We start from the raw sequence: 25,606 nt of genomic DNA, 5'->3' as shown, positions 1-25,606 counted from the left end.
GCGGGCACTGGTGAAGCAAGCCTGGCCCGCGCTCAGCCTGCGGCTTGAGCTGCACCGTTGCTGGGGTCGCCCTCGGCCAGCATTTGCTTGAGACGTTCACGCTCGGCAGGCCCCGGCAGCACCCCGCACGTGGTTGCCTCCAGCACGCTCACGCCCTCGGCGTTGACGATCTGCACCTCGGCCCTGGCGTGCCCCCGGGGGTCGATCGCGGAAATAAGCCAGTGGCAGGTCAACTGCTCGCCCGGGTATACCGGGCGCTTGAATTCGAAACTCATCGTCGTCGCCAGCCAGCCGATCTGCCCACCGATTTCGGTGAGCAGGCTGGCGGTCAGCAGGCCATGGGCAATCGGCGCCTCGAACCGGCGTAGCTCGGCGTAGGCGGCATCGCAATGCACCGGGTTGTAATCCCGGGAAAGCCTGGCGAATTGCTGGACGTCCTCCCGGGTAAAACATCGAACCACGGTGAATGCCTGGCCAACTTGCAAGCCATCGGCGGCCAGGGCTCTTGGGCTCTTCATAACGCCTCCTGTGGGCTCAAAAACTGTGCTCGGGACCGGGAAAGGCGCCTGCCTGCACCTCCTGGGCAAACGCCATGGCCGCGCCGCGCAACACTGAACGCAGATCGGCGTATTGCTTGACGAAGCGCGGCAACTGCCCGTCGCGCAGCCCCGCCATATCCTGCCAGACCAGCACCTGGGCATCGCAGTGCGGCCCGGCGCCAATGCCCACGGTCGGGATCGCGATCGCCTCGGTGATCGCCCGGCCAACCTCAGCCGGCACCATCTCGATCAGGATGGCGAAGGCCCCGGCAGCCTCCAGTGCCCAGGCACTGTCGATCAGGCGTTGCGCGTCCTCGCCCCGGCCCTGGACCCGGTAGCCCCCCAACTGATGCTCCATCTGCGGCGTAAAGCCTATATGGGCCATGACCGGTATGCCCGAGGCGGCCAGTTTCTGCACCTGGGGCACCATCTCGATCCCGCCCTCCAGTTTTACCGCGTGGGCACCAGCCTCCTTCATGAAACGCACAGCGGTGTGAAGGCACTGTTCGGCCGAGGCCTGGTAGGAGCCAAATGGCAAGTCCGCGATCACCAGCGCGCGCTGCATCGATCGGCTGACGGCGCGCACCAGCGGCAGCAACTCATCCACCGTCACCGCCAGGGTCGAGGTATTGCCAAAGACATTGTTCGACGCCGAATCCCCCACCAGCAGCACCGGGATGCCGGCCTCTTCGAAGATCGCTGCGCTGTACATGTCATAGGCGGTGAGCATGGTCCATTTGTGCCCGGCCTGTTTCATCTGTTGCAGATGGGGAATCCGGACCCGCACGGGCACCTCGGCGCCGGCATAGGGTGAAGGTTGTTCGCTCATGATCAGGCTCTCGAATAAGAAATCAGCCCAGCCACTGCTCAATGAGCAGCACCAGGGCAATGATGATCATCGCCGCACCGGAGAGTCGACTGACCCGCCGTGCGGCTGCTGGGCGAGCGCCCAGGACCGCCTGGGAACCGAACCCCACCAGCAGGTAGATCACGCTACAACTGAGGGTATGCACCAACCCCAGGGCCAGCATCTGCAACGGCACCGGCCAGGGCGCCGTGGCATTGGTGAACTGCGGCAGCAGCGCCAGGAATAACAGGAACACCTTGGGGTTCAGACCGCTCACACACAGACCCTTGAGCGCCCAGCGCCTGGGCGAACCTGGCGCTTCGGACGGATCGGTGTGGGGCGTGGCAGGGTCGCGCAACATGCCGACGCCCAGCCACAGCAAGTACCCCGCGCCGGTCACCGTCAACACTGACAAGGCCAGGGGATGGTTGGCCACCAGGGTGCCGACCCCCGCCGCCACAATCAGCGTGGCCAGCACATGCCCGGACAACAGCCCGGCCACTGCCGGGAGCACCACCCGGCCCTTGAGGCCCGCCGAAATCGCATAGGCCCAATCCGCACCCGGGGTGATCACAAACAATACCGACACCGCCCAGAACGTCACAAAAACGCTCAAGCTCATGGGACTGCCCACCGCCATTGACACATCGCTCTTTGCATTGTCCTGCCTCGCTATTCAAGGCCGCCCTTGCCTGATCCATGACGCAGTACGGCGGTTAATGACGCGAGGAAGAATAAGCAAATCTTGCTAGAATTTACTTTCAAAGATGCTCACTAAAACACCTTAGATTGGGAGATTCTTCTACATGGATAGAATTGACCGGAAGATTCTTTCTGAACTGCAAAAAGACGGCCGGTTGTCGGTCACCGAGCTCGCCGAACGGGTGGGGTTGAGCCTTTCACCTTGCCATCGACGGGTACGGGCCCTGGAAGAATCGGGGGTGCTGCTGGGTTATCGGGCACAGTTGGACCCTGGCGCCTTGGGTCTGAACTTTTCCGCCATGGTTTTTGCCACCCTGCGCGAGGGCAACAGGCAGGCCGTGGAGGCCTTTGAAAGCGCGCTGATCGAAATCCCCCAGGTGGTGGATGCCCAGCGCCTGTTCGGCGAGCCGGACTACCTGCTGCACGTCGTCGCACAGGACCTGCCGGCTTTCCAGCGGCTGTACGACGAGAGCCTGTCGACCCTGCCCAATGTGCAGCGGCTGACCTCGACCCTGGTGATGAAGCGAGTGATCCAGGACCGACCACTGCCGTTGTAGAGAGGCCCGAGCGCGATGCTCAGGCCCCGGGCTGGGCCGGGTCACCCCGGCCCGCCAAACCCATCAGCTTTGACAGAAGCGGATGCGGTTACCGAACGGATCATAGACTTCCAGCACCTGGCCCCAGCCCTGCTGGACAATCTGTGGACGCCCGTAGCCGTAACGCTTGGCCAGTAGTTCGTCACGCAGCAGCTCGATATTGTGCATTGGCACAAATACGGTCGAACCCGGGCTGGCATCGCCGTGGTGCTCGGACAGGTGCAGTTGCAGGCCGTCGCGGCTGAGGCCCAGGTACAGCGGCAGATCGGCTTCGAAGCGGTGCTCGAACTCGACGCCGAAGCCCAGGAAATCCAGGTAGAACTCCCGGGCCTTGGCTTCATCGAACATGCGCAGGATGGGGATGGGTTTGTCGAACGTTATGGCGGGCGCAGTGGCTGGCTGGGCGTGGGCGGTTTGCTCGGGCAGCAGCGCTGCCGCGGTGTTCCAGTCCTTGTAGCCCAGTTGCTGCGCCACCAGTTCCAGCGCGGCGGAGTGAGACACCACTTGATCGCGCGTCTCCAGCGAGGCACGCAGCCGCTTGGCCATCTGTTTGGCTTGATCGATCGAAAACATCGTTGCTCCTGTGATCGAGGCATTTCGGTGCTCGCATTGCCAAACCTCGACTCTCAAGAGTGGCGATAGGATTGGGAACAACAACACATGCTTTCACCTTTCCCTTGTGCGGGAGCGAGCGGCGGGCAGCAGCGGCCGGCGACGATCATACCCAAGCCTGCGCCCGGTGGCGAGGGCGCAGCAGGAGCCTGGCCCTGGCAGACCCGCAGAACCGAATGCCCGGTCCAGGGTCATAGATCGAGCCCTTTTTCAGACGGACCCTGCCCCGTGCCTATTCGCCTGCCCCTGGTTATCGCCGCCACCGCCGCCCTGCTCAGCCTGTCCGGCTGCACCCAATACCGCTATGTCCAGCCCGACAGCGCCGAAGGTCGGCAATGCGTAGCCAAGCTCGATGCCGATGTCGCTCAGTGCGAGCAGCGCGCCAGCAAGCAGTTGGAGGCCGATACAGGCATCTACGACGCGATGATGGCCAGCTATCAGAGTTGCCTGCACAACAGCTCAAGAGACGCGCCCCAAGGGCAAGTGTGCGGCCCGGCCCCGGTCGACCCTCGCACCGAACAGGCGCGAAGCTGCCGCCAGGGTTACAAGCTGTCCTTTACCGGCTGCGGCGGCCGTATCGAAGAAGTCCCCCGTGAATGACCCCTGCCATTGGCGCCACAGGGCACCACGCCATCAATAGCGAATCGCCATTTTTTTGCACGGCGCCCGGAATTTTTTTTTACTCTTGCGACTCAGATCGTCAGGTGGAACACCAACGTATCCACTTGGCAGGACCGTTGTGCGGCTGGCGATATTGTTCATTCAGCCCACTTCCACTCCGCCCCATGGCCGTGATGAGGCCCGACCGCTAGAGCTGACTTACATGCAATCAAACGTCCGTAGCGTTGATGTTCCGTTGTTGCTGCAAAACCTGCGCTCAGGAACAGCTCCGTTACACATTGCTCTGGAAAAGCGCCTGCCGTTTTTCTCCCCCCTGCTGAGCCACTCCCACTATTTACGCCTGATCAAGGCCTACTACGGCTTCTACCAGCCTCTGGAGCAACGCCTGCTGCAGAGCGACGCGGTGCCGGCCGACTTTGGCCTGGACCAGCGCCTCAAGGCCCCGACCCTGCGCCGCGACCTGCTGGCCCTGGGCCTGGATGACGCCGCCATCGACGCCCTGCCCCAGTGCCCGTCGCTGCCTGGCACGCCTTCGGTCCAGGCCTGCCTGGGGGTGCTCTATGTGCTGGAGGGCGCCACCCTGGGCGGGCAGATCCTGCGGCGCGAGATTGCCGCCCGCTTGCAACTGGACGCGGACAACGGCGCGGCGTTTCTCGACATCTATGGCGCCGCCACCGGCCGCCGCTGGCGCGAGTTCACCGACTACCTGGGGGCCTGGCCCCTGGAGGCCGACGCACGGCAAGAGGCGGTGAACGCCGCCCAGGATACGTTTTCATCTTTTGAACACTGGCTTGACCGCTCGGAGGTGCTGCTATGAACCCATTGGACAAAAAAGCCTTCGAAGAGCTGCTGGCCAACTGTGATGACGAACCCATCCGCACCCCCGGCGCGATTCAGCCCCACGGCGTGCTGTTGACCCTGGCCGAGCCCGAGTTGCGCATACTGCAGATCAGCGCCAACGTCCAGACCCTGCTGGGCCGCACACCGGACGAGAGCGTGGGCGCGCCGTTGGAGCATTTGATCGGCGCCGAGTACACGCAGCAGGTCGAGCTGGCAGCGCAGCACGATAACCAACTGGAAGCCCCCGAGCTGTTCTTTTCACTGAATGGCGGTGTGTTCGAAGGTTTCGTGCACCGCCATCAGGGCGTGCTGGTGCTGGAGTTGGAAGTTCAGGCCGAGCCGGCCAAGGTCGCGGGCCAGGCCACCAACCTGGGGCGAATGCTGCAACGCCTGCAGGCGGCCAAAAGCCTGCAGGCGCTGTATGAAATCAGCGTGCAGGAAATCCAGGCCATCACCGGTTATGACCGGGTCCTGATCTATCGCTTCGAGGAAGAAGGTCACGGCCAGGTGATCGCCGAAGCCTCGTCGCCGTCCATGGAAGTGTTCCAGGGCCTGTTTTTCCCGGCCTCCGACATCCCCGAGCAGGCGCGCGAGCTGTACCGCACCAACTGGTTGCGCATCATCCCCGATGCCGACTACCAGCCGGTGCCGCTGGTGCCCAAGCTGCGCCCGGATACCGGTCAGCCGCTGGACCTGAGCTTCGCCAACCTGCGCAGCGTGTCGCCGATTCACTGCCAGTACATGAAGAACATGGGGGTGCTGTCCTCCATGAGCATCTCGCTGCTCAAGGGCGACAAGCTCTGGGGCCTGATCAGCTGCGGCAATCGCCAGCCACTGCATGTGCCCCACGAATTGCGCAGCGCCTGCCAGACCATCGGCCAGGTGCTGTCGTTGCAGATCAGCGCGATGGAAGCGCTGGAAGTCAGCCGCCAGCGCGAGGCCAAGGTCGAAACCCTGGCCCAGCTCAACCAGGCGATGATCGACTCCACGGAAAACGTGTTCGACGGCCTGGCCCAACAACCGGAGCTGCTGCTGGCCCTGGCCGATGCCGGCGGCGTGGCGATCATCGAAGACAAACAGTTGCACCGCTACGGCAACTGCCCCGAGCCCGATGACATCCGCGCCCTGCACAAATGGCTGCAAGCGTCGTCGCAGAAGGTGTTTTCCAGCCACCAGCTGTCGTTGCTCTACCCGCCTGCCGCCGCCTTTACCCAGGTCGCCAGCGGCGTGCTTGCAATGAGCCTCCCCAAGCCGGTGGACAACGGTGTGCTGTGGTTTCGCCCCGAGGTGAAGGAAAACATCAACTGGAGCGGCGACCCGAACAAGCCGCTCAACCTGGAAGACTCCGAATCGGGCCTGCGCTTGCGTCCGCGGACCTCGTTCGAGATCTGGAAAGTGGAAATGGCCGGCATCGCCACCAAGTGGAGCCATGGCGACCTGTTCGCCGCCAATGACCTGCGGCGCTCGGCGCTGGAAAGCGACCTGGCGCGCCAGGTGCTGCGCGAACAGCGCGCGGTACAGGCCCGGGACGACCTGGTGGCGGTGGTTTCCCACGACCTGCGCAACCCCATGACCGTGATCTCGATGCTGTGCGGCATGATGCAAAAGGCCTTCAGCTCCGACGGCCCGCACACCTCGCGACGCATCTCGACCGCCATCGACACCATGCAACAGGCCGCCGGGCGGATGAACACCCTGCTCGAAGACCTGCTCGACACCTCGAAAATCGATGCCGGGCGCTACACCATCAAGCCGCAAGCGCTGGAAGTCGGGGAAATGTTCGAAGAAGCTCAGGCCCTGCTCACGCCGTTGGCGCTGGATAAGGACATCGAGATCTCTTTCCAGGCCGAGCCGCAGCTGTCGATCCACGCCGACCCGGAGCGTCTGTTCCAGGTACTCTCGAATCTGGTGGGCAACGCCATCAAGTTCACCCCGCGGCGCGGCAAGATCGGCGTGGTGGCGATGTCCTCCGGGGAGGACATCGTGTTCAGCGTGCGCGATACCGGCGAAGGCATTCCCCAGGATCAACTGCCCCACGTCTTCGACCGCTACTGGACCATCAAGGACGGCAACCCCACCGGCACCGGGCTGGGGCTGTACATCACCCAGGGCATAGTCGAAGCCCATGGCGGGCGGATCGAGGCCGAAAGTGAAGTCGGGACCGGGACCGAGTTTCGCTTTACCGTGCCCAGGAGTGCGATCACCACCAGTTGATCAATGTCAGTCACGTCGTCGGGTGCCCTGACTCGGCGGCGCCCTGGGGCCACTTTCCGGCATCGCCACCGATCCTGCGAATTTGCAGTTGGCCCCGGGCGTGATCAAACTGCCGCGTCGCTCACGCTGGCGCCCGCCTTTTTTCTGGTACCCCGAATGTCCGACCTATTGCTCAAACCCGTCTTGCCGGGCGTTGCCCTGAGGCGATGGCGCCTGCTGCACCGGGTGAAACAGGCCCACGCCGCCGAGTTGTTCAAGGTCACTCAGTCGACCATTTCCCGCTGGGAGAGCGGCGTGCAGGCCATGGAACCCACAGCCCGCCAACTGCTTGAGCAACTGCTGGCCGCGCGCCTGGATGCCGCCGCCGACCAGGCCCTGGCCAGGCTGGTGCGGGAAAGCCCACGGCCGGTTCATCTGATTTGTGACCTGACCCACCGGCTGCTGGCCTGCTCCGCCCCGCGTGCGGAGCAGTTCGCCCGTCCGCTCAACGAACTTCTGGGGCATTCGCTGTGGGGGTTTGCCACGCAGGAGATTCATGCCGCGGAGTCCGCGCTGGATCAGACCGGCTGGCGTGAAACCCACGCGCCACCGTCCGTGGAATTCATCACCGGGGCCAACGGCTCGACGCTGGTGCCCATCTGCCACAGCCTCTGTCGCTGGACCCGCATCCCCCTTTCCGATGGCAGCGCCGCGCGCCTGGTTGAGACCCTCTAAGCCCGCCCCCTCCCGCGCGCGCATACTTTATGCGTGGACACTGGTTGGCACCGGTCCTAGTCTGGGCGCTGACCTGAAACGGTGCCGCCAGGCATGCAGCGGGTCGATCGACTGGGGCGAATGGATGAATATTGAAAAACTCAAAGGGCGACTCGACTTCCTGCGCGAGGCGGAAAAGCTCAAGGACGTGCTCAGAAGCGCCCATACCTCGTGCGGGCGCCCCGAAAGCACGGCCGAACATAGCTGGCGCCTATGCCTTATGGCGATCACCTTCGCCGATGAACTGAGCGGCCTCGACCTGCTGAAACTGCTCAAGCTGTGCGTCATTCATGATGTCGGAGAAGCCATCAACGGCGACATCCCGGCCGTCAGCCAGCATGCATTTCCCAACAAGAGCCAGCAGGAAAGAAGTGACCTCATGCTCCTGACCCGCAGCCTGGATCCGGGGTTGAGTGAGGAAATTCTCGCGCTCTGGGATGACTACGAAAACGCCCTGTCGCCCGAGGCCAAGGCCGTCAAGGCGCTGGACAAGCTGGAGACGCTCCTGCAACACAATCAGGGGCTCAACCCGGCGGATTTCGACTACCCGTTCAACCTGACCTACGGCAAGCGCTACACCGACGCCGATCCATTGTTCAAAACGTTGCGCACACTGATCGACCAGGACACAAACGCACATATCCATAGGACTATCAGCCTGCGCGATGAGCAGGCCGCGGACATCGAAACTATCACCCAACTGATCGAAGCGGCCTTTTGCAACGAAGAACACTCAAGCCACAGCGAGCCATTCATCGTCGCGGCACTGCGCCGCGCCGAGCAACTGAGCGTCTCCCTGGTGGCCCTGGACAACGACAGAATCATCGGTCACGTGGCCGTTTCACCGGTGACCCTTTCCTCTGGTGCCGCTGGCTGGTATGGCCTGGGACCGATCTCCGTCCGTCCCGATCGACAGGAGCAAGGCATCGGTTCACGCTTGATGCAGGCGGCCCTGGCCCGGTTGCAGTGCCTCGGCGCTGCGGGCTGCGTAGTGCTGGGCGACCCGGGGTTCTACGGGCGCTTCGGGTTCCGGGCCCATCCGGGCCTCGAGCTGCCCGGTGTACTGCCAGAATGCTTCCAGACGCTGGCCTTCGGCGGCCCGCTGCCGGTCGGGCGTGTGCAGTACCACCCGGCATTTGCCGCGACCGAATAGGTGCAACTGCCTATTGAGCAATGGCCATGCGCCGCTTGGCTTTGTAGCAATCGTTGATGTCCAGCGCCTTCTGATAAAACGCCTGGCGTTGCGCGCGGTTGCTGTCCCCTAGCAGGCGGTAGATTTCCGCCTGATAGTCGCGGCTGCTGCCCCACTGCATCGCCAGGCCCTGGGGTTGCTCGCGGCGGCACTCAAGCCTGACCACCGGCTGTGGGAAGTACTGCGCGTAACTCGGCATGGCATCTTCCACGGCATGCAACGCTGCCTGGTACTGCGGGGTGTCGGTGAATGGCAGGCACCAGGATGAAATTTCCAGCGCCGCCGGCGCAAACCCCTGGGTCAGGCTGTGCTCAAGCAAGGGGCAGGCCTTGGCCTTCACCTCCTCGCTTGGATAAAGCATCACGTAGATCAGCGCCAGGCGATATTCGGCCACCGGGTGTTGCAGCGCAGCGGCCTGTTCCAGCAGACCCATGGCCGGCCGCATCAAGGCGCCGGCCTGGTCGATCAGCAGCATGCCTTGCTGCTTGTCCTCGGCACTCGCGGTGGGCATGTCGGCAGGCACCACTTCCAGCTTGCTGTTGGCCTGTTGCAGATAAGGCACAGCTTGTTGGTAGAGGCTTTCTGCCCGGGGATCGATCGACGCCGCGCCGGCCAGGCACACCTGGGGCAAGACGCACGCCAGCAGCGCGTAACGGCAGCGAAAAACAGACATGGGGGGCTTCCTTGCAGGACGGCGATGAAGGTCGGGCAGGATACAGAGCGTGAGCCGTCGCAGCCACTCAAGCCGGCCCCCGGACTAGGGCCGCACCAGGTCCTTGCGCCGCCATAGCCGCGCGAACAGCGCATTGAGCGCGGTGCACAGGCCGCCTGCCACCAGACCCAGGGCCAGGAACAGCAACGCCCCCTGGCCAAATCGTGATGGCCAGGGATAGTCGGCAGACACGGAGGCCCGGGCATAGTCGAGAAAATGGGGCAGCGCGGACATCAGCCAGATCAGGCCACTGCTGATAACCCCGCCGACCAGGTAACGCCAGGACGTGTTCAGGCAACGTTCCACCAGCCACAGGACCGGCCAGCACACCAGCATGCCCAGCAGCCCGCCAATCAGGAAGAACAGGCAGAAAGCCCCCAGGCTGTGCTCCATGAACAGGGTCGCCGCCAGGCCCAGTGTCAGCCCGCCCGACAGCGGCACGGCGATGATTGAACCGGGGCTGCGCCTATGCGCTGGGGTTCGGCTGGGCAAGCGTTCGATGCCCAACAGCACCAGGCTGGACAACAGCCCCAGGGCCAGGCCGCCCGCCAGCGTCGACCACAAAAGTGTGCCCAAGGGCAGGCCCAGCAGCAGGTTGGCCGCCAGGCTCTGGAGCAGCGCGCTGAGCAGGTGCCGCAGTCTGGAGCCTGGGCAGCGCCGATCCCCCCACAGCAGCAAGGGGAGCCCCAGGACAATGGCAATCACGCTGCCAAACAAAAACCCCGAGAACAGCGCCGCAGCGCTCGGTCCCAGGACCAACGCCTTGGCGCCGGCATACACCAGCCCGCCGCACATCGGCACGGCAAACAGCCGCAACTCGCCGTCAGGCGCCATAGCCTCTCCCCCCGGTTCGACAATGGGCGCCAATGTACCGGGGCTGCGAGGCCGGAGCCAGGCCTATTGAAACAGGCCGCGCAATCAGTCCGCCTGTACCGTGAGCTGGCGCTGTTCGCCCAGGCCGCTGATGCCCAGGCGCATGGTCTGGCCCGGGCGCAGGTACACCGGTTGCGGCTTGATGCCCAGGCCGACTCCGGGCGGGGTGCCGGTGGAAATCACATCACCGGGTTGCAGGCTCATGCAGCGGCTGAGGTAGGCGATCAACTGCGGCACGCTGAAGATCAGGGTCCGGGTATTGCCGCTCTGGTAGCGCTGGCCATCGACCTCCAGCCACAGGTCCAGGACGTGCGGGTCGGGGATTTCATCACGGGTCACCAGCCATGGGCCGAGGGGGCCGAAGGTGTCGAAGCCCTTGCCCTTGTCCCAGGTGCCACCGCGTTCGAGCTGCCATTCGCGCTCGGACACATCGTTGATCACGCAGTAGCCGGCCACGTGCTGCATGGCGTTGGCTTCGTCGATGTTGCGCCCACCGGTGCCGATGATCACGCCCATTTCCACTTCCCAGTCGGTCTTGCGCGAACCCCGAGGGATCTGCACATCGTCGTTGGGGCCGCAGATGGCGCTGGTCCACTTGTTGAAGATCACCGGTTCCTTGGGTACCTCCATGTTCGACTCGGCAGCATGATCGGCGTAGTTCAGGCCGATGCAGATAAACTTGCCGACCTGGCCGACGCAAGCGCCGATCCGTGGCTGCCCGGCCACCAGCGGCAGGCTGTTGGGGTCGAGCGCGGCCAGGGCGGCCAGGCGCTGCGGGCTCAAGGCCTCGCCTGCAATATCGGTGACATGGGCCGAGAGGTCGCGGATCTGGTTGTTGGCATCCAGCAGTCCCGGTTTCTCCGAGCCCTTTTCGCCATAACGCAATAATTTCATGTGCTACTCCTGCTTTTTTCTAAAAGGGGTAAGCCCAGGCTCAGATGCTCATGCCGCCATCGATCACGTGCACGCCACCGGTGGTGTAGGCCGATGCATCGCTGCCCAGGTACAGCGCCAACTGGGCGATTTCGCCGGCAGAGCCGATCCGGCCCATGGGCTGGCGATCCAGGAACTGCTGATACACCTGGGCCTCGCTGACGCCCTGCTGCGCGGCCTGTTCGGCAATCCGCTGACGCAGCGATGGCGACTCCACGGTGCCCGGGCAGATGGCGTTGCAGCGGATGCCCTGGCCGATAAAGTCGGCGGCCACAGCCTTGGTCAGGCCGATCACCGCGGCCTTGCTCGCGGTGTAGGCAAAACGGTTGGGCACGCCTTTGACGCTGGACACCACCGACGCCATGTTGATGATCGAACCGCCGCCGCGCTCCAGCATGCCCGGCAAAAAGGCGCGAATCACCCGGTACATGGCGCTGGCATTGATCTCCATCGAGCGCGCCCAGGCCGCTTCGTCGCACTCAAGGATGCTGCCGCTGTGCACATAACCTGCGCAATTGAACAGCACGTCCAGGCCACCGATACGCTGGCAGGCGTCAGCGATGGCGCTGCTTGAGGTCACATCCAGCAGCAGCGGGGTCACGCCGTCGATGCCGTGCAGGCTGTCGATATCGATGTCGCTGGCAAACACTTCGGCGCCTGCCTCGGCAAAGGCCAAGGCGCTGGCCCGGCCTATGCCCTGCCCGGCCGCCGTCACCAGCACCCGTTTGTCGCGCATGTTCATCGGCCTTCCACCTTCGCAGTGGCATCAGCGGCCTTGGCCTTGCGCCCCAGCATGGCAGCGGGGATCGCCAGGATCAGCCCGCCGCTGACAAACAGGCACAGGGCCAGGACGTAGGTGCCGTTGTTGATATTGCCGGTGAGGTTTTCCGCCACGGCCGTGATCATCGAGCCGGTAAAACCCGAGAGGTTGCCGATGGCATTAATCATGCCGATCCCGGCAGCCGCCGCGACCCCGGACAACACAGTGCCCGGCAGGGTCCAGAAAAGCGGCATCAGGCTCAGGATCCCGGAGGCGGCGACACTCAGGAACAACACCGAGAGCAGCAGATTGTCGGCAAAAAACGCACTGAGGATCAGCCCCACACCGCCGATAAAAGCCGGGATCGCCGCGTGCAGCCGGCGCTCGCCGGTACGGTTGGAATGCCGTGCATTGAGCAGCATCGCCACCGTGGCCACGGCATAGGGAATCGCCGTGAGCAAGCCGATGTGCAGGCTGTTGGTGATGCCGGTGCTCTTGATGATCGACGGCATCCAGAACGCCAGGCCGTAGAAGCCGGTATTGAAGGTCAGCAGGATCAGCACCAGCAACCACACCCGCGGGTTGAAAAACACCTCGCTCAAGCGGGTGGCCTTACCCTGGTTGTCGCTTTGCAGATTGGCCTTGAGCAGGGCTTTCTCTGCCGCCGACAGCCACTTGGCCTTGTCGATGTTATCGGCCAGGCAAACGATGACCACGAACGCCATGATGATCGACGGAATGCCCTCGATGATCAGCATCCACTGCCAGCCGGACAGGCCCTGCACCCCTTGCATGCTGTTCATCAGCCAGCCGGAAAGAATGCCGCCCAGGGTCAGGCTGATGGGCATCGCCATCAGGAACCCGGACATCACCCGGCTTTGGCGATGGGTTGGAAACCAGTAGTTGAGGTACAGGATCACCCCGGGAAAAAAGCCGGCTTCGCAGATCCCCAGCAAAAAGCGCAGCACGTAGAACATGGTGTGGGATTCGATGCCGAACAGCCCCGCCAGCGGCACGGTGTAGGCCACCGCCATGGAGATCACCGCCCAACTGAGCATGATCCGGGCGATCCAGAAGCGCGCGCCGAAGCGATGCAGCAACAGGTTGCTCGGCACCTCGAACAGGAAGTAGCCCCAGAAGAACATGCTCGCGCCCAGGGCGTAGATGGTGTTGCTGAATTGCAGCTCGTTGAGCATGTCCAGCTTGGCAAAGCCGATATTGACCCGGTCCAGGTAGGCGGCCATGTAGCACAGCAACAGCACCGGCAGGATGCGCCAGATGACTTTGCGGTAGGTGCGGTCTTCAAAATCCAGTTCGCGGGCTTGCGCCTGCGCCGGCAGGTGCTCGGAGATGGTTTGCATGGAGATAACCCCTGGGCATGTGGACATGCCTGATTGTTTTTATCGAATGGGTCGCGCCGGCTGAGTCGTTCAGCCGGCGGTGCAGCGGATTACACGGCCTGGTTGGTATTTTCCCCATTGACCAAGCGCGTCAGGTGCAGCGGGTTGCTGTTCTGCAAAGCCTGGGGGAGCAAGGCGTCCGGGAAGTTCTGGTAGCACACCGGGCGCAGGAAACGCTCGATGGCCAGGGTCCCGACCGAGGTGCCTCGGGCATCGGAGGTGGCCGGCCAGGGACCGCCGTGGACCATGGCGTCACACACTTCGACCCCGGTCGGGTAGCCGTTGACCAGGACCCGGCCGACCTTTCTTTCCAGCAACGTCACCAGTTCGCCAGCGTGCCCCAGCTCGGTCGGCTCGCCGATCAGGGTGGCGGTCAGTTGCCCGTGCAGGCCGTGCAAGGCCGCCAGCAACTCGGTGCGGTCGGCCACTTCCACCAGCACCGTGGCCGGGCCGAAGACTTCTTCCTGCAGCAGTTCGGCGCCGCTCAGCAGCAGGCTGACATCGGCCTGGAACACCTGCGCCCGGGCTTGCTGGCCCTGTTGCGCCGCGCCCGCCAGATGGCGGATCTGCGGATGCGCCCGCAAGGCGTCGCAGCCCTGCACATAACTGCGCAAGCCCCCGGCATTGAGCATGGTTTGCCCCGGCTGCTCGCCGATCAGGGTGCTCAGGCGCTGGATAAAGGCGCTGAACTGCGGCGAACGGATACCGATCACCAACCCCGGGTTGGTACAGAACTGCCCGGCCCCCATCACCACCGAAGCGGCGAGTTCGGCAGCAATCTGCTCGCCTCGGGTCGCCAGCGCTTCGGGTAGCAGCAGCACCGGGTTGATGCTGCTCATCTCGGCAAACACCGGGATCGGCTGCGGCCGGGCGGCAGCCATATCGCACAGCGCGCGGCCGCCCTTGAGTGAACCGGTAAAACCCACGGCCTGGATCAGCGGGTGCTTGACCAGTACTTCGCCGACCCCGGAGCCGAAAATCATATTGAACACCCCGGCCGGCATGCCGGTTTTCTCGGCGGCGCGCACGATCGCTTCAGCCACCCGCTCGGCGGTCGCCATGTGCCCGCTGTGGGCCTTGAACACCACCGGGCAGCCAGCGGCCAGGGCGGCAGCGGTGTCGCCGCCGGCGGTGGAGAACGCCAGGGGGAAGTTGCTGGCACCGAACACCGCCACCGGGCCCACACCCAGGCGGCATTGCCGCAGGTCGACCCGGGGCAGCGGCTGGCGTGCCGGCAGCGGCAGGTCGATGCGCGCAGCGTAAAAGTCACCCCGGCGCAGGGTCTGAGCAAACAGACGCATCTGGCCGCTGGTGCGCGCCCTTTCCCCTTGGATACGGCCTGCCGGCAGTGCAGTTTCACGGCTCACCAGGGCCACGAAATCGTCCCCCAGGGCATCCAGCTCGGCGGCGATAGCATCAAGAAATTCGGCGCGGCGCGCGGCCGGCAAATGGCGATAGAGCTGGTCGGCCTGGGCAGCGGCATTCGCCGCGGCGTCGACTTCGGCCAGGGTGGCCTGGACGAAAGCACCCGGCAGCGCTTCGCCGGTGCTGGCATCGACGCTGTGCAGCAGCACCGAGCCAGCGGCGCTGCGGCCACCGGCGATAAAGTTGTGACCGGACAATTGGGGCATGACAGTCTCCTGACCCGGATTGAAATCTGGTCCGTACTCTACTGCCCGGTCGCGATTCTTTCCCAATGGCATTTTTGGATTAACCGATAACGCCCCGTTATCGGAAGCGCCGCTTCATCGGTGCCCTTTCAACCGCCCTGTTCCCGGGTCAGCCGGGCGTTTTCCAGGAGTATTTCGGCAAACTCCAAGGCCGCGCCCACCAGCGGCTCGCCCTTGCGCGTCAGGATCCCGTAGTCCTGGGGCACCAGGTGCAGAGGCGTGTCCAGGGTCCTGAGCTGGCCGCTGTCGAGCAGCGGCTTGACCATGGCATCGGGCAGCATGCCGATCATCGGCCCCCGTTGCAGGACCTGGAGAAAGGTCTGCATGGAAATGGTGTCCACGGTATTGCGCGGCATCTCCACCCCGGCGTCGGCGAACGCCAGCTCCATGCGCCCGCGAATCGGGGTGCCGACCGGGTACAGGATCCAGGGCAGGTCCACCAGTTGCTGCAGCGAGATCGGCCCGGCCTCGGCCAGCGGGTGACGGCTGTTGACCACGATGCAGAACGGCTCCGGGGCCAGGGGCTGGAAGTCATAGCGCCGGCGCTGGCTTTGTTCGGTGAAGCGCGCCACCGCCAGGTCGAGCTTTTTCTCTTCGAGCATCTCCATCAAGTGGTTACTGGTCTGTTCCACCACTTCGATCGACAGCAACGGCCAGCGCTGCTTGATCTGCAATATGGCCTCGGGCAGCGCGATCGCGGTCGCGGCAAAAATCCCGCCGACCTTGAGATGGCCGTGGCCGCCTTCGCGCAGGCTGCTGATCTGCCCGACAAAGGCCCGGGCATCATTGAGGGCAATCTGCGCATACCGCACCACGTGCTCGCCCAGGGCAGTGGGCGGCATGCTACGCGGCTGGCGTTCGAACAGGGCGAAGCCCAGCAGACTCTCGATTTCCTTGAGCATCTTGCTGATGGCCGGCTGGCTGAGGTTCATCTGCTGCGCCGCGAGGTGCATGTTGCGCGTGCGTCCCAGGGTGTCGATCAGCAGCAAATGCCTGAATTTGAGCCAACCGCAGAAGCTTGAAAATGACAGGTCCGACATGACACTCCCCCGCAAAACAATAACCGTACGTTATCGATAATTGAAAATATGTCATTGGAGTTTATCGACCGCCAGCCCTAGCGTGAAGGCTTTACGGACCTGGAATAGTCGTCATGTCGATATTGCTTACCCCACACAACACCCTGCCCGCCGATGGCGTGAGCGGCACCCTGATCGGCCGCGCCTGGGTCCCGGGAGCCATCGCCGGCCCATCGGCCATTGCTCTGCGTGCCGACGGCGTGTTCGATCTGTCGGCACGTTTTGCCACCTTGAGCGAGCTGCTGGAGTCGGATTCGCCGCTGGAGGCGTTGCGCCAGACCCCAGGCACCTTTATCTGCAGCCTCGACGAGCTGCTGGCCAATAGCGGTGCCGGCAGCGACCCGGGCAAGCCGTTCCTGTTGCCGCCCCTGGACCTGCAAGTGATCAAGGCCGCCGGCGTGACCTTCGCCGCCAGCATGATTGAGCGGGTCATCGAGGAGCAGGCCGGCGGCGATGCGGGCAAGGCCGAAGCGGTTCGGGCCATCGTCCACGGGGTCATCGGCGACAACCTGCGCTCGATCGTCCCCGGCTCCGAGCAGGCTCAGCGCCTCAAGGCGCTGCTGATCGAACAAGGCATGTGGTCGCAATACCTGGAAGTCGGAATCGGCCCGGATGCGGAAATTTTCACCAAGGCCCCGGTGCTCGCCGCGGTCGGCAGCGGCAGCCAGATCGGTATCCACCCCGGCTCGCAATGGAACAACCCCGAGCCGGAGGTGGTGCTGGCGGTCAACAGCCGAGGGCAGATCCACGGCGCGACCCTGGGCAACGACGTCAACCTGCGGGACTTCGAGGGGCGCAGTGCGCTGCTGTTGAGCAAGGCCAAGGACAACAATGCGTCCTGCGCGATCGGGCCGTTCATTCGTCTGTTCGATGAAGGCTTCAGCCTGGATGACGTGCGCCGCTGCGTGGTCGACCTTGAGGTGCGGGGCGAAGATGGCTACCGGATCCAGGGCTCCAGCTCCATGGACCAGATCAGCCGCGATCCCCAGGACCTGGTGCAGCAGACCCTGAACGCCAATCACCAATACCCCGACGGCTTCCTGCTGTTTCTCGGTACCCTGTTCGCCCCGACCGAGGACCGTGATCACGTCGGCGGCGGTTTCACCCACAAGCTGGGAGACCAGGTCAGCATCAGCAGCCCGTTGCTGGGCAGCCTGCACAATCAGGTGACCCACAGCAGCGAGGCCGCGCCCTGGACCTTTGGCCTGAGCGCCCTGCTGCGCAACCTGGCCGCGCGCGGCCTGCTCGCCCGCTGAGGCCGCCGCCGGTATCGATTCATCCCAATTACAAGAGAGAACCGCACCATGAGCGACACCCCGAGACGCCCGCTGCGCAGCGAACAATGGTTCAACGACCCTGCCCACGCCGATATGACCGCGCTCTACGTCGAGCGCTACATGAACTACGGCATGACCCGCGAAGAGCTGCAATCGGGGCGGCCGATCATCGGCATCGCCCAGACCGGCAGCGACCTCACCCCGTGCAACCGCCACCACCTGGAGCTGGCACAGCGGGTCAAGGCCGGGATTCGCGATGCCGGCGGCATCCCCATGGAATTTCCGGTGCACCCCATCGCCGAGCAGACTCGCCGGCCCACCGCTTCGCTGGACCGCAACCTGGCCTATCTGGGGCTGGTGGAGATCCTCCACGGCTACCCGCTGGACGGCGTGGTGCTGACCACCGGCTGCGACAAGACCACCCCCGCCTGCCTGATGGCGGCGGCCACTACCGACCTGCCGGCCATCGTGCTGTCGGGCGGGCCGATGCTCGACGGCCATCACAAGGGTGAGCTGATCGGCTCCGGCACCGTGCTGTGGCATGCACGCAACCTGCTGGCCGCCGGCGACATCGATTACGAAGGTTTTATGGAAATGACCACCGCGGCCTCGCCCTCGGTCGGTCACTGCAACACCATGGGCACCGCGCTGTCGATGAACGCCCTGGCCGAAGCCCTGGGCATGTCGCTGCCAGGCTGCGCGAGCATTCCGGCGCCCTACCGTGAGCGCGGGCAGATGGCCTATGCCACCGGCAAGCGTATTTGCGAGCTGGTGCGCCAGGATGTACGCCCGTCACAGATCATGACCCGCGAGGCGTTCGAAAACGCGATTGCCGTGGCCTCGGCCCTGGGCGCTTCGAGCAACTGCCCGCCGCACCTGATCGCCATCGCCCGGCACATGGGAGTCGAGCTGAGCCTGGATGACTGGCAACGCATCGGCGAAGACGTGCCGCTGCTGGTGAACTGCATGCCAGCCGGCAAGTACCTGGGCGAAGGCTTCCACCGCGCTGGCGGCGTACCGGCGGTGATGCACGAGTTGCAAAAGGCCGGGCGCCTGCACGAGGACTGTGCGTCGGTCAGCGGCTTGAGCATCGGCGAGATCGTGCGCAATAGCCTGACCAGCAATGCCGACGTGATTCACGCCTTTGACGCGCCACTCAAACACCGTGCGGGCTTTATCGTGCTCAGCGGCAATTTCTTCGACAGCGCGATCATGAAAATGTCGGTGGTGGGCGAGGCGTTTCGCAAGACCTACCTCTCCGAGCCCGGTGCGGAAAACAGCTTCGAGGCGCGGGCCATCGTGTTTGAAGGCCCTGAGGACTACCACGCACGAATCAACGACCCGGCGCTGGATATCGACGAACGCTGCATCCTGGTGATCCGTGGCGTGGGCAACGTTGGCTACCCGGGCAGCGCCGAGGTGGTGAACATGGCCCCGCCCGCAGCCCTGATCAAGCGCGGCATCGACTCCCTGCCGTGCCTGGGCGACGGCCGCCAGAGCGGCACCTCGGCCAGCCCGTCGATTCTCAATATGTCGCCGGAAGCGGCCGTGGGTGGTGGCCTGGCACTGCTGCAAACCAACGACCGGCTGAGCGTCGACCTCAACGCGCGCAAGGTCAATCTGCTGGTGGATGAGGCCGAGCTGGAGCGGCGCCGAGCGCTGTGGAAACCCAGCATCCCCGCCTCGCAAACCCCGTGGCAGGAACTCTACCGACAACTGGTCGGCCAACTCTCCACTGGCGGCTGCCTGGAGCCCGCCACCCTGCACCTGCGCATCATCGCCCGCAGCGGCGAACCGCGGCATTCCCACTGACCGTCGGCGACCCATACAAAAACGCCACTCGATTGAGTGGCGTTTTTTTTGCGCCGGCTTAGCGGCCGGTCATCAGGCTCTGCAAGCGGGCCTGGGCCTGCTGGACGTTTTTCGCCTGGCTGTTCAGTTCTTGCAGCAGGGCATTCAACTCGGCCTGGACTGCAGGGTCCTGGACCTTGACCACCGCCCCGGAAATCTCGATCTGGCCTTTGTGAGCGTTCACGTAATCGGCAATCTTCAGGCTGCTGTCGAAGGTGCCGTTGATCTGCGGCAGCACCTCGCGAAAGGTGTTGGCCGGCACGCTGACGGTCTTGTCGTAGGCCTTGTCATACACCACCTTCAAGTCCTCGGGCTGCTTGAGCTGGGCATGCGCCGCATCCGCCTTGGCCTGTTCGCTGGTCAGTTGGGTACTCATCTTATTGAGTCCGGCCTGGATCGCCTGGATATCGTCACGACGGGCGATGACATCGCCCAGGGAACGCATCGACCCCTTCTGCATCAGCTCGCCCAAAGGTTTGACCGACGCGTCCATGCCGGCATTGAAATCGCTGATCACCGCGTAGTGACGGCTGTAGTCGCCAAACGCTTTGCTCTCATCGGCGGTCAGTTGCGGCACGCGTACGCCAGGCTTGTCGAGGATGCGGGTCTGCAGAAACTGGCTGAACGCTGCGCGCTGCTCGGGTTCTTTGTCGCCACAAGCGGCCAGTACCAGGGGCAGCGCCAGAACCAGCAGCAAACCGGGACGAAACAGGGACTTCATGTCATGGACCTCCGAAAAAAGATAAGCGCTTGCCGGGGTCGACCCCTGAAAAGCGTCGGCGAGCATACGCGCTCGACGCCAGTCAGACCACCGCTTTCACCCGGGGTTCGCCCGACCTGCCCTGCCATGCCCGAGGCCCCCATCTTCAGTAGATATAAGCCAGGCGAAATTGCAGCGAATGGTCGGTCATCGGCCCGGAGCGCACCGCCACGTCGCGCCAGTACTGGCCCATCACCTGCCACTGTTTGCCGAGCATAGTGGTTGCAGACAGCCCCACGGTGCCGTTGTTGTGGCTGGTGTCCAGGGCCTGCCCGTCGAGGGTCTCGCGCGAGCCCCAGTTATGCCGATAAGACAGGGCCACCGAGGTCTGCGGGGTGAAGTTGTAGCGCAAGTGATTGTGCAGTTGGATCAGCGGGTCGCGGTGGGCGCCGGTGTCGCGCTGCTCCTGGTAGAACTCGGTTTCGCCAATCACGTCCCAGGTCCACTTGTCGTTGAAGCCATGGACATAACCGACCTGGAAATCCGCCGCCCAGCGGTTGTTGCTCAGGGCAAACCCCTGGTTCTTGTGGTCGCCGGTGGGCGCGGTGATGAACATCGACCAGCCCAGGTGCCGGTTACGCTCCATGTCGGCCAGGGTCCAGAGCGTGGCGCCAAAGGTGATGTCACCCAAGCCGGTGTACTTCTGCCCGCTGGCCCCTAGGTCCTGATGGCCGTAGGGGATGACGATCTGCGGGTCCCAGATATAGCCGGTGTTGAAAAACTCGGTGAAGTGCACCAGCCGCAGCACTTCGACGGTCAGGTCGAGGTCGAGGTTGTCGGCGACTTTTTTACCGCCCTGGTACGACTTGTCGATTCGCGGGTTCTGCTGGTACAGCAACAGCAGGTCGGTGCCCGCCGGCAGCGCCGCGTAGTCGCCGGAGTCGGGCTTGACGTCGGCCTGGGCCTGGCCGGCCAGCAAGGCCAATAACAGCGAGCACGGCAAGGCAGCACTTTTGCTGGAAAAAAGCGTTTTCATCAGTTCACCTGTCTAGCGGATATTGTTGTTGGAATGGCTAAGGCACGGCACGCCCGTGAGCCTGCCCGGCAGATGCCGGGGGGCCCCCGTGACGCTTTACTGGGCTGCGGCGGTGTCGGTCAGCGCACGCAAATGCAGGCTGCGCTTGATGATGTACTGGTGGATCAGCTCCATTTGCGGCATGTCCAGGACCCCGGCAAAACTCGGCATGCCCTTGTTCATGAAGGCCCCGCTGACGATGCCGACAAAGGCCAGGTGCTTGTCCGGCGTCAGGTAGCGCAGATCGGGAATCACCCCGCCGCTGGCCGCGTTCAGGCCGTGGCAGGCACCACACATGCCATTGAACAAGGTCCGCCCCTGCTTGATCTGCTCCGCCGAGGCGGTCAGTGCTGGCACTTGCGGTGGCAGCACCGGCGCCTGGCGCGGTGGCGGCAACTGCTCCTTGGCCCCGAGCTTGAATACCAGCACCCGGGACTCGGGCCGGACCTTGCCCTTGTCGGTCAGCGGCCCGGCAATCAGCGGCATGATCCCGCCCCAGCCGGCCATGAAGGCCACGTACTGCTCGCCCTTGATCTGGTAGGTGACCGGCCCGCCCAGCACCCCGGAGTTGGCGCGGTGCTCCCAGAGTGGCTCGCCCTTGTCGGCGCTGAAGGCCATGACCCGGCCATCGGAAGTGCCCTGGAACACCAGGTTGCCGGCGGTGCTCAAGGTGCCGCCATTGCCCGACTCGACATAGTCGTGGGTCCAGGCGGCCTGCTGCTTGACCGGGTCCCAGGCAATCAGGTGCCCGCGCCAGGCGCTGCGGATCTGGTTCAGGACCTTGGGATCCTCCGGCAGGTCCGGCACGTCGAGGCCGAAATTGACCACCGACTTGCTCGGCAGAAACAGCGGTTTGTCTGCCGCCTTGAGCTCGGCCAGGGTGTCCTGGGCCGGGATGTAGACGTAGCCGGTGGCCGGGTTATAGGACATCGGGTGCCAGCTGTGGCCGCCGAGAAAGCTTGGCTGCACCACCTTGGGCGCCTTGGAGTAATCGGCCTGGGCGGTGAGGATCGGGCGCCCGGTCTTGGGGTCGAGGCCGCTGGCCCAGTTGACCTGGACGAAGTTGCGCCCGGAAATGAACTGGCCGTTGGTGCGGTCGATGACGTAGAAGAAGCCGTTCTTCGGCGCCTGCATCAGCACCTTGCGCACGGCGCCGTCGATCTTGATATCGGCAAGAATGATCTGCTGGGTGGCGGTGAAGTCCCAGCGATCCCCCGGGGTCACCTGGAAGTGCCAGACGTATTCGCCGGTATCCGGGCGCAGGGCGACGATGGACGACAGGTACAGGTTGTCGCCCTCGCCCTGGCTGCGGAACTCGTAGTTCCAGGGCGAGCCGTTGCCAGTGCCGACATACAGCAGGTCCAGCTGCGGGTCATAGGACATCGAATCCCACACCGTGCCGCCCCCGCCCCACTTGACCCAGCCATTGCCCTTCCAGGTTTTCATGGCCTTGGCCATGGCCGGGTTTTCCGGCGGCAGCGCCGGGTCGCCCGGCACGGTGAAGAAGCGCCAGGCCTGTTTGCCGCTCTCGGCGTCATAAGCCGTGATGTAGCCGCGCACGCCGAATTCGGCGCCGCCATTGCCGATCAGCACCTTGCCTTTGACCACCCGCGGTGCCCCGGTGATGGTGTAGCTCTTGTTCGGATCGAGGATGGTGTTGACGCTCCAGACCTCTTTGCCGGTGGCGGCGTCGAGGGCAATCAGACGTCCGTCGAAACTGCCCAGGTAGACCTTGCCCTGCCACACCGCGACGCCACGGTTGACCACGTCGCAGCAGCCCTGGCTGAGTTTCTCCATGGGGATCTTCGGGTCGTACTTCCACAGCGGCTTGCCGCTGGCAGCATCGAAGGCATAGACGATGCTGAAGGCGCCGGTGGTGTACATCACCCCATCGACCACGATCGGCGTGGCTTCGGTGCCACGGTCGATGTCGAGCTTCTGGGTCCAGGCCAGGCCCAGGCCGGCGACGTTCTTGTCGTTGACCTGGTTCAGCGGGCTGAAGCGCTGTTCATCGTAGGTGCGCCCGTGGGCCATCCAGTTCTGGGGTTCCTGGTCAGCGTTGAGCAGGCGTTTCTCGTCGACTGCGCCTGGGGTCGGCGGCGCGGCCAGGGCCAGGGTCGAGAGGCAAATAGCAGCAAGCGGTATCAAGCGTTTCATTATTCTTGTTATCCCGTTCTGGGTGACAGCGTGGCAGGCACTTGCAGGGCGCCTGTCCGGTGAACGGGATTAGATCAAAGCTGGATCAGCAAAACGTGTCTGTGTATGCCAGTTATTTGCATCTGCGTGCCATATTGATTTTTTGTCCGGTACGCGCGCGGCGCCCCATGGCCAAAGGCCCGGCAGCGGCGGCAGGCTGAAAATAAAACAATGGTTTTCCACCCCCTGCCAAATTATGCTCCGCGCAAGGAACCCCCGGAGATCGCACATTGATCGTCCGGTTCTACTGGCACGGAGGCTGGGATCAATGTTCAAACTCAGAAGGAAAACATGGGCTTTGCTGCTGGTTTATATCGTCGGGGTGAGTGGCTACATCTATTACCTCTACGTTGAAACCCAGGGAATCCTCACTGAGAACATCAACAACAAGCTGCTGTATGCCGCGCTGGGCACCGCAGCGATCCTCGGCGACAACTACCACGACCACCTGGTCGACAAGCAGTCCAAGACCGAAGCCGAAGACCTGGACGCCATCAATCGGCTGTCGCGGTTCAACGAAGCCTTGGGCACGGCGTTCGTCTACACCGTGATCAAACGCGAGGGCGTGGCTTACCTGGCCAGTTCCAGCGCGTCGAAGACCGAGGTCGAGAACCAGAATTTCGTGCGCTTTTTCGACCCCTACCCGGACGCCAGCCAGGCATTGGTCGACAGTTTCGAAAGCACCAAGCCGGTGTGGATCGACTACACCGATCACTGGGGAGACTTTCGAGCGGTGTTCGTGCCCCTGCACTCCAAGGACGGGACCGTCTACGTTGCGGGTGCGGAAATCACCCTGGCCGATTACTACCACCAGCTCCATCGGGACTCCCTGCACCACATCATCCTGGCGATCCTGGTGTTTCTCGCCTTCAGCCTGCTGTTTGTCGTGGACCTGCTGCGCGTGCGCTCTCACCTGCAGCAACTGCAGATCAACGAGCAGGTGCTGAAACAGGCCAAGAATGCCGCTGAAGATGCCGACCGCTCCAAAACCCGATTCCTGGCCACCATGAGCCATGAGATCCGTACCCCCATGTATGGCGTGATCGGTGCGACCGAGCTGCTCGCCGACTCGCCCTTGAGCCCGGAACAACGCGGCCTGGTGAAGACCATCCACAGCAGCGGACGCACCCTGCTGTCGCTGATCGACAATATTCTCGACCTGGCGAAAATCGAAGCCGGCAAGCTTGAACTCAAGCCCCGGGTCTTCGAGTTGCGCACCCTGATTGCCTCCAGCGTCGAGATGATCCGCCAGGGGCTGCAGGACAAACCGGTGGTGCTGGAGGTGCAGATTTCGCCCCAGGTCCCGGCGCTGGTGAAGACTGATGCCGACTGCCTGCACCAGATCCTCATCAACCTGCTGGGCAACGCGGTCAAGTTCACCGAGACCGGCAAGGTGTCGCTGGTGGTGACCACCAACGGCTATGGCCCCCGCGCGCGCCTGGCGTTTTCCATCTACGACACCGGGGTCGGCATCCCCAACGAGCTGCAAGACAGCCTGTTCAAGCCCTTTGCCCAGTTCGAGGGGCCGATCAACCAACGCTTTTCCGGCAGCGGCCTGGGCTTGTCGATCTGCAAGAACCTGGTGGAAGCGCAAAATGGCACCCTGTCCTTCAGCAGCCAGTTTGGCGTCGGCTCGATATTCTCGTTTTCCCTGCCCATGGAGCCGTTCTCCGGGGCGGAGATCCCCAAGGGCGAGGAGCAGGATGTGGTGGTGGACTTCGACTCGTCGTTCGCCGAGCGCTTCCCCCTCGACATCCTCCTGGTGGAGAACCACCCGGTGAGCCAGAAAGTAGCGATGGCGATGCTGCAACGGCTCGGTTACGCACCGCAGCTGGCAGACAATGGGCTGGAGGCGATCAAGTACTGCGTGGGCGCGATCCCGGACCTGATTCTGATGGACATCAACATGCCGGTGATGACCGGACTCGAAGCCATCGAGGAAATCCGTGACCTGCCCTTGAGCGAGAACTGCTACATCGTGGCCTTTACCGCGAGCGCGTTTTCCAGCGAGGTCGAGCGCTTCAGGGCGGCGGGCGCCAATGACATCCTGACCAAGCCGGCCAACCTGCAGGCCTTGACCAGTGTGTTGCAACGCGCATCCAACTACCGGCAACAGATCCAGGCCAGCGCCCCGCCAGTGGACACGCGTTCCCGTCAATGACCC

At 63.8% G+C, this 25,606-nt stretch carries 23 protein-coding genes and 1 pseudogene; 10 read left to right on the top strand and 14 right to left on the bottom strand.

The genetic code is table 11. The features are described 5' to 3' along the window. Positions 1–32: 32 nt before the first annotated feature. Genes MF4836_RS03330 through MF4836_RS03320 form a run of 3 tightly spaced genes read right to left on the bottom strand, consistent with a single transcriptional unit; the run spans position 33 to position 2,008 of the window. Entirely contained in the window at positions 33–518 is a 486-nt protein-coding gene (locus tag MF4836_RS03330) for a MaoC family dehydratase (protein ID WP_078469109.1), read from the bottom strand. A gap of 16 nt (positions 519–534) precedes the next feature. Then, on the bottom strand, positions 535–1,368 hold the full coding sequence (gene panB, locus MF4836_RS03325; protein ID WP_078469152.1) for a 3-methyl-2-oxobutanoate hydroxymethyltransferase: 834 nt from the start codon (positions 1,366–1,368) through the stop codon (positions 535–537). A 22-nt stretch (positions 1,369–1,390) separates the two neighbouring features. Continuing rightward, entirely contained in the window at positions 1,391–2,008 is a 618-nt protein-coding gene (locus tag MF4836_RS03320) for a LysE family translocator (protein ID WP_078469153.1), read from the bottom strand. Between the two features lie 184 nt (positions 2,009–2,192). On the opposite strand from MF4836_RS03320, the gene MF4836_RS03315 reads away from it, so the two are divergent. Next, the gene (locus MF4836_RS03315) at positions 2,193–2,645 is read left to right on the top strand and encodes an Lrp/AsnC family transcriptional regulator (RefSeq protein ID WP_078469108.1); all 453 of its coding nucleotides are present in this window, start codon (positions 2,193–2,195) and stop codon (positions 2,643–2,645) included. 63 nt (positions 2,646–2,708) lie between these two features. Here the strand turns inward: MF4836_RS03315 and MF4836_RS03310 are convergent, their stop codons facing one another. Beyond that, positions 2,709–3,257: a glyoxalase superfamily protein gene (locus MF4836_RS03310; protein ID WP_078469107.1), complete on the bottom strand. Its 549-nt coding sequence runs from the start codon at positions 3,255–3,257 to the stop codon at positions 2,709–2,711. Positions 3,258–3,524: 267 nt separating this feature from the next. Here MF4836_RS03310 and MF4836_RS03305 point away from each other — a divergent pair, with 267 nt between their 5' ends. The 6 genes and pseudogenes from MF4836_RS03305 to MF4836_RS35745 all read left to right on the top strand — a co-directional run bounded on the left by MF4836_RS03305 (position 3,525) and on the right by MF4836_RS35745 (position 8,877). After that, positions 3,525–3,896 (top strand): hypothetical protein, encoded by a 372-nt coding sequence (locus tag MF4836_RS03305; protein WP_078469106.1) that lies wholly within the window; start codon positions 3,525–3,527, stop codon positions 3,894–3,896. Positions 3,897–4,119: 223 nt separating this feature from the next. Beyond that, complete coding sequence (locus MF4836_RS03300) at positions 4,120–4,734, top strand: biliverdin-producing heme oxygenase (RefSeq protein ID WP_078469105.1); 615 nt, start codon at positions 4,120–4,122, stop codon at positions 4,732–4,734. Next, positions 4,731–6,971 carry an ATP-binding protein gene (locus MF4836_RS03295; RefSeq protein ID WP_078469104.1) on the top strand — a complete coding sequence of 747 codons (2,241 nt, stop codon included), beginning with the start codon at positions 4,731–4,733 and terminating at the stop codon, positions 6,969–6,971. Before MF4836_RS03300 ends, MF4836_RS03295 begins: the two co-directional genes overlap by 4 nt. A 156-nt stretch (positions 6,972–7,127) precedes the next feature. Beyond that, the gene (locus MF4836_RS03290) at positions 7,128–7,685 is read left to right on the top strand and encodes a helix-turn-helix domain-containing protein (RefSeq protein ID WP_078469103.1); all 558 of its coding nucleotides are present in this window, start codon (positions 7,128–7,130) and stop codon (positions 7,683–7,685) included. A 124-nt stretch (positions 7,686–7,809) separates the two neighbouring features. After that, positions 7,810–8,367, top strand: a pseudogene (locus MF4836_RS35750) (HD domain-containing protein); the annotation flags it as partial. Between the two features lie 9 nt (positions 8,368–8,376). Next, positions 8,377–8,877, top strand: coding sequence for a GNAT family N-acetyltransferase (locus MF4836_RS35745; protein WP_238596120.1), 501 nt, complete (start codon positions 8,377–8,379; stop codon positions 8,875–8,877). A 10-nt stretch (positions 8,878–8,887) separates the two neighbouring features. Here MF4836_RS35745 and MF4836_RS03280 read toward each other — a convergent pair whose 3' ends face one another. The 7 genes from MF4836_RS03280 to MF4836_RS03250 all read right to left on the bottom strand — a co-directional run bounded on the left by MF4836_RS03280 (position 8,888) and on the right by MF4836_RS03250 (position 16,304). Continuing rightward, the gene (locus MF4836_RS03280; protein WP_078469101.1) at positions 8,888–9,589 is read right to left on the bottom strand and encodes a hypothetical protein; all 702 of its coding nucleotides are present in this window, start codon (positions 9,587–9,589) and stop codon (positions 8,888–8,890) included. A gap of 84 nt (positions 9,590–9,673) precedes the next feature. Beyond that, positions 9,674–10,462 carry a hypothetical protein gene (locus MF4836_RS03275; RefSeq protein WP_078469100.1) on the bottom strand — a complete coding sequence of 263 codons (789 nt, stop codon included), beginning with the start codon at positions 10,460–10,462 and terminating at the stop codon, positions 9,674–9,676. 84 nt (positions 10,463–10,546) lie between these two features. Then, positions 10,547–11,395: an ureidoglycolate lyase gene (locus tag MF4836_RS03270; protein ID WP_078469099.1), complete on the bottom strand. Its 849-nt coding sequence runs from the start codon at positions 11,393–11,395 to the stop codon at positions 10,547–10,549. 40 nt (positions 11,396–11,435) lie between these two features. Then, positions 11,436–12,176 carry an SDR family oxidoreductase gene (locus tag MF4836_RS03265; RefSeq protein ID WP_078469098.1) on the bottom strand — a complete coding sequence of 247 codons (741 nt, stop codon included), beginning with the start codon at positions 12,174–12,176 and terminating at the stop codon, positions 11,436–11,438. Continuing rightward, positions 12,173–13,555 (bottom strand): MFS transporter, encoded by a 1,383-nt coding sequence (locus MF4836_RS03260; protein WP_078469097.1) that lies wholly within the window; start codon positions 13,553–13,555, stop codon positions 12,173–12,175. Before MF4836_RS03260 ends, MF4836_RS03265 begins: the two co-directional genes overlap by 4 nt. Positions 13,556–13,644: 89 nt before the next feature. Beyond that, a complete protein-coding gene (locus MF4836_RS03255) occupies positions 13,645–15,225 on the bottom strand; it encodes an aldehyde dehydrogenase (NADP(+)) (protein ID WP_078469096.1) in 1,581 nt (526 codons plus the stop codon). Between the two features lie 128 nt (positions 15,226–15,353). After that, the gene (locus MF4836_RS03250) at positions 15,354–16,304 is read right to left on the bottom strand and encodes a LysR family transcriptional regulator (RefSeq protein ID WP_078469095.1); all 951 of its coding nucleotides are present in this window, start codon (positions 16,302–16,304) and stop codon (positions 15,354–15,356) included. 113 nt (positions 16,305–16,417) lie between these two features. Here MF4836_RS03250 and MF4836_RS03245 point away from each other — a divergent pair, with 113 nt between their 5' ends. Together MF4836_RS03245 and MF4836_RS03240 are read left to right on the top strand one after the other, a co-directional pair. After that, the gene (locus MF4836_RS03245) at positions 16,418–17,599 is read left to right on the top strand and encodes a fumarylacetoacetate hydrolase family protein (RefSeq protein ID WP_078469094.1); all 1,182 of its coding nucleotides are present in this window, start codon (positions 16,418–16,420) and stop codon (positions 17,597–17,599) included. A 48-nt stretch (positions 17,600–17,647) separates the two neighbouring features. After that, positions 17,648–19,432 carry an IlvD/Edd family dehydratase gene (locus tag MF4836_RS03240; protein WP_020298887.1) on the top strand — a complete coding sequence of 595 codons (1,785 nt, stop codon included), beginning with the start codon at positions 17,648–17,650 and terminating at the stop codon, positions 19,430–19,432. Between the two features lie 58 nt (positions 19,433–19,490). Here the strand turns inward: MF4836_RS03240 and MF4836_RS03235 are convergent, their stop codons facing one another. The 3 genes from MF4836_RS03235 to MF4836_RS03225 form a co-directional block, all read right to left on the bottom strand. Beyond that, complete coding sequence (locus MF4836_RS03235; RefSeq protein WP_078469093.1) at positions 19,491–20,192, bottom strand: DUF3053 domain-containing protein; 702 nt, start codon at positions 20,190–20,192, stop codon at positions 19,491–19,493. A gap of 145 nt (positions 20,193–20,337) precedes the next feature. Further along, complete coding sequence (locus tag MF4836_RS03230) at positions 20,338–21,207, bottom strand: transporter (RefSeq protein ID WP_078469092.1); 870 nt, start codon at positions 21,205–21,207, stop codon at positions 20,338–20,340. Between the two features lie 96 nt (positions 21,208–21,303). Continuing rightward, entirely contained in the window at positions 21,304–23,403 is a 2,100-nt protein-coding gene (locus MF4836_RS03225) for a PQQ-dependent dehydrogenase, methanol/ethanol family (RefSeq protein ID WP_078469091.1), read from the bottom strand. Between the two features lie 307 nt (positions 23,404–23,710). On the opposite strand from MF4836_RS03225, the gene MF4836_RS03220 reads away from it, so the two are divergent. Beyond that, positions 23,711–25,603 carry an ATP-binding protein gene (locus MF4836_RS03220; RefSeq protein WP_078469090.1) on the top strand — a complete coding sequence of 631 codons (1,893 nt, stop codon included), beginning with the start codon at positions 23,711–23,713 and terminating at the stop codon, positions 25,601–25,603. Positions 25,604–25,606 lie beyond the last annotated feature (3 nt).

The organism is Pseudomonas sp. MF4836, assembly GCF_002018875.1.
Lineage (GTDB): Bacteria > Pseudomonadota > Gammaproteobacteria > Pseudomonadales > Pseudomonadaceae > Aquipseudomonas.
The sequence above is the reverse complement of the archived record's forward strand: the minus strand, read 5'-3'. Positions and strand labels throughout refer to the sequence as shown.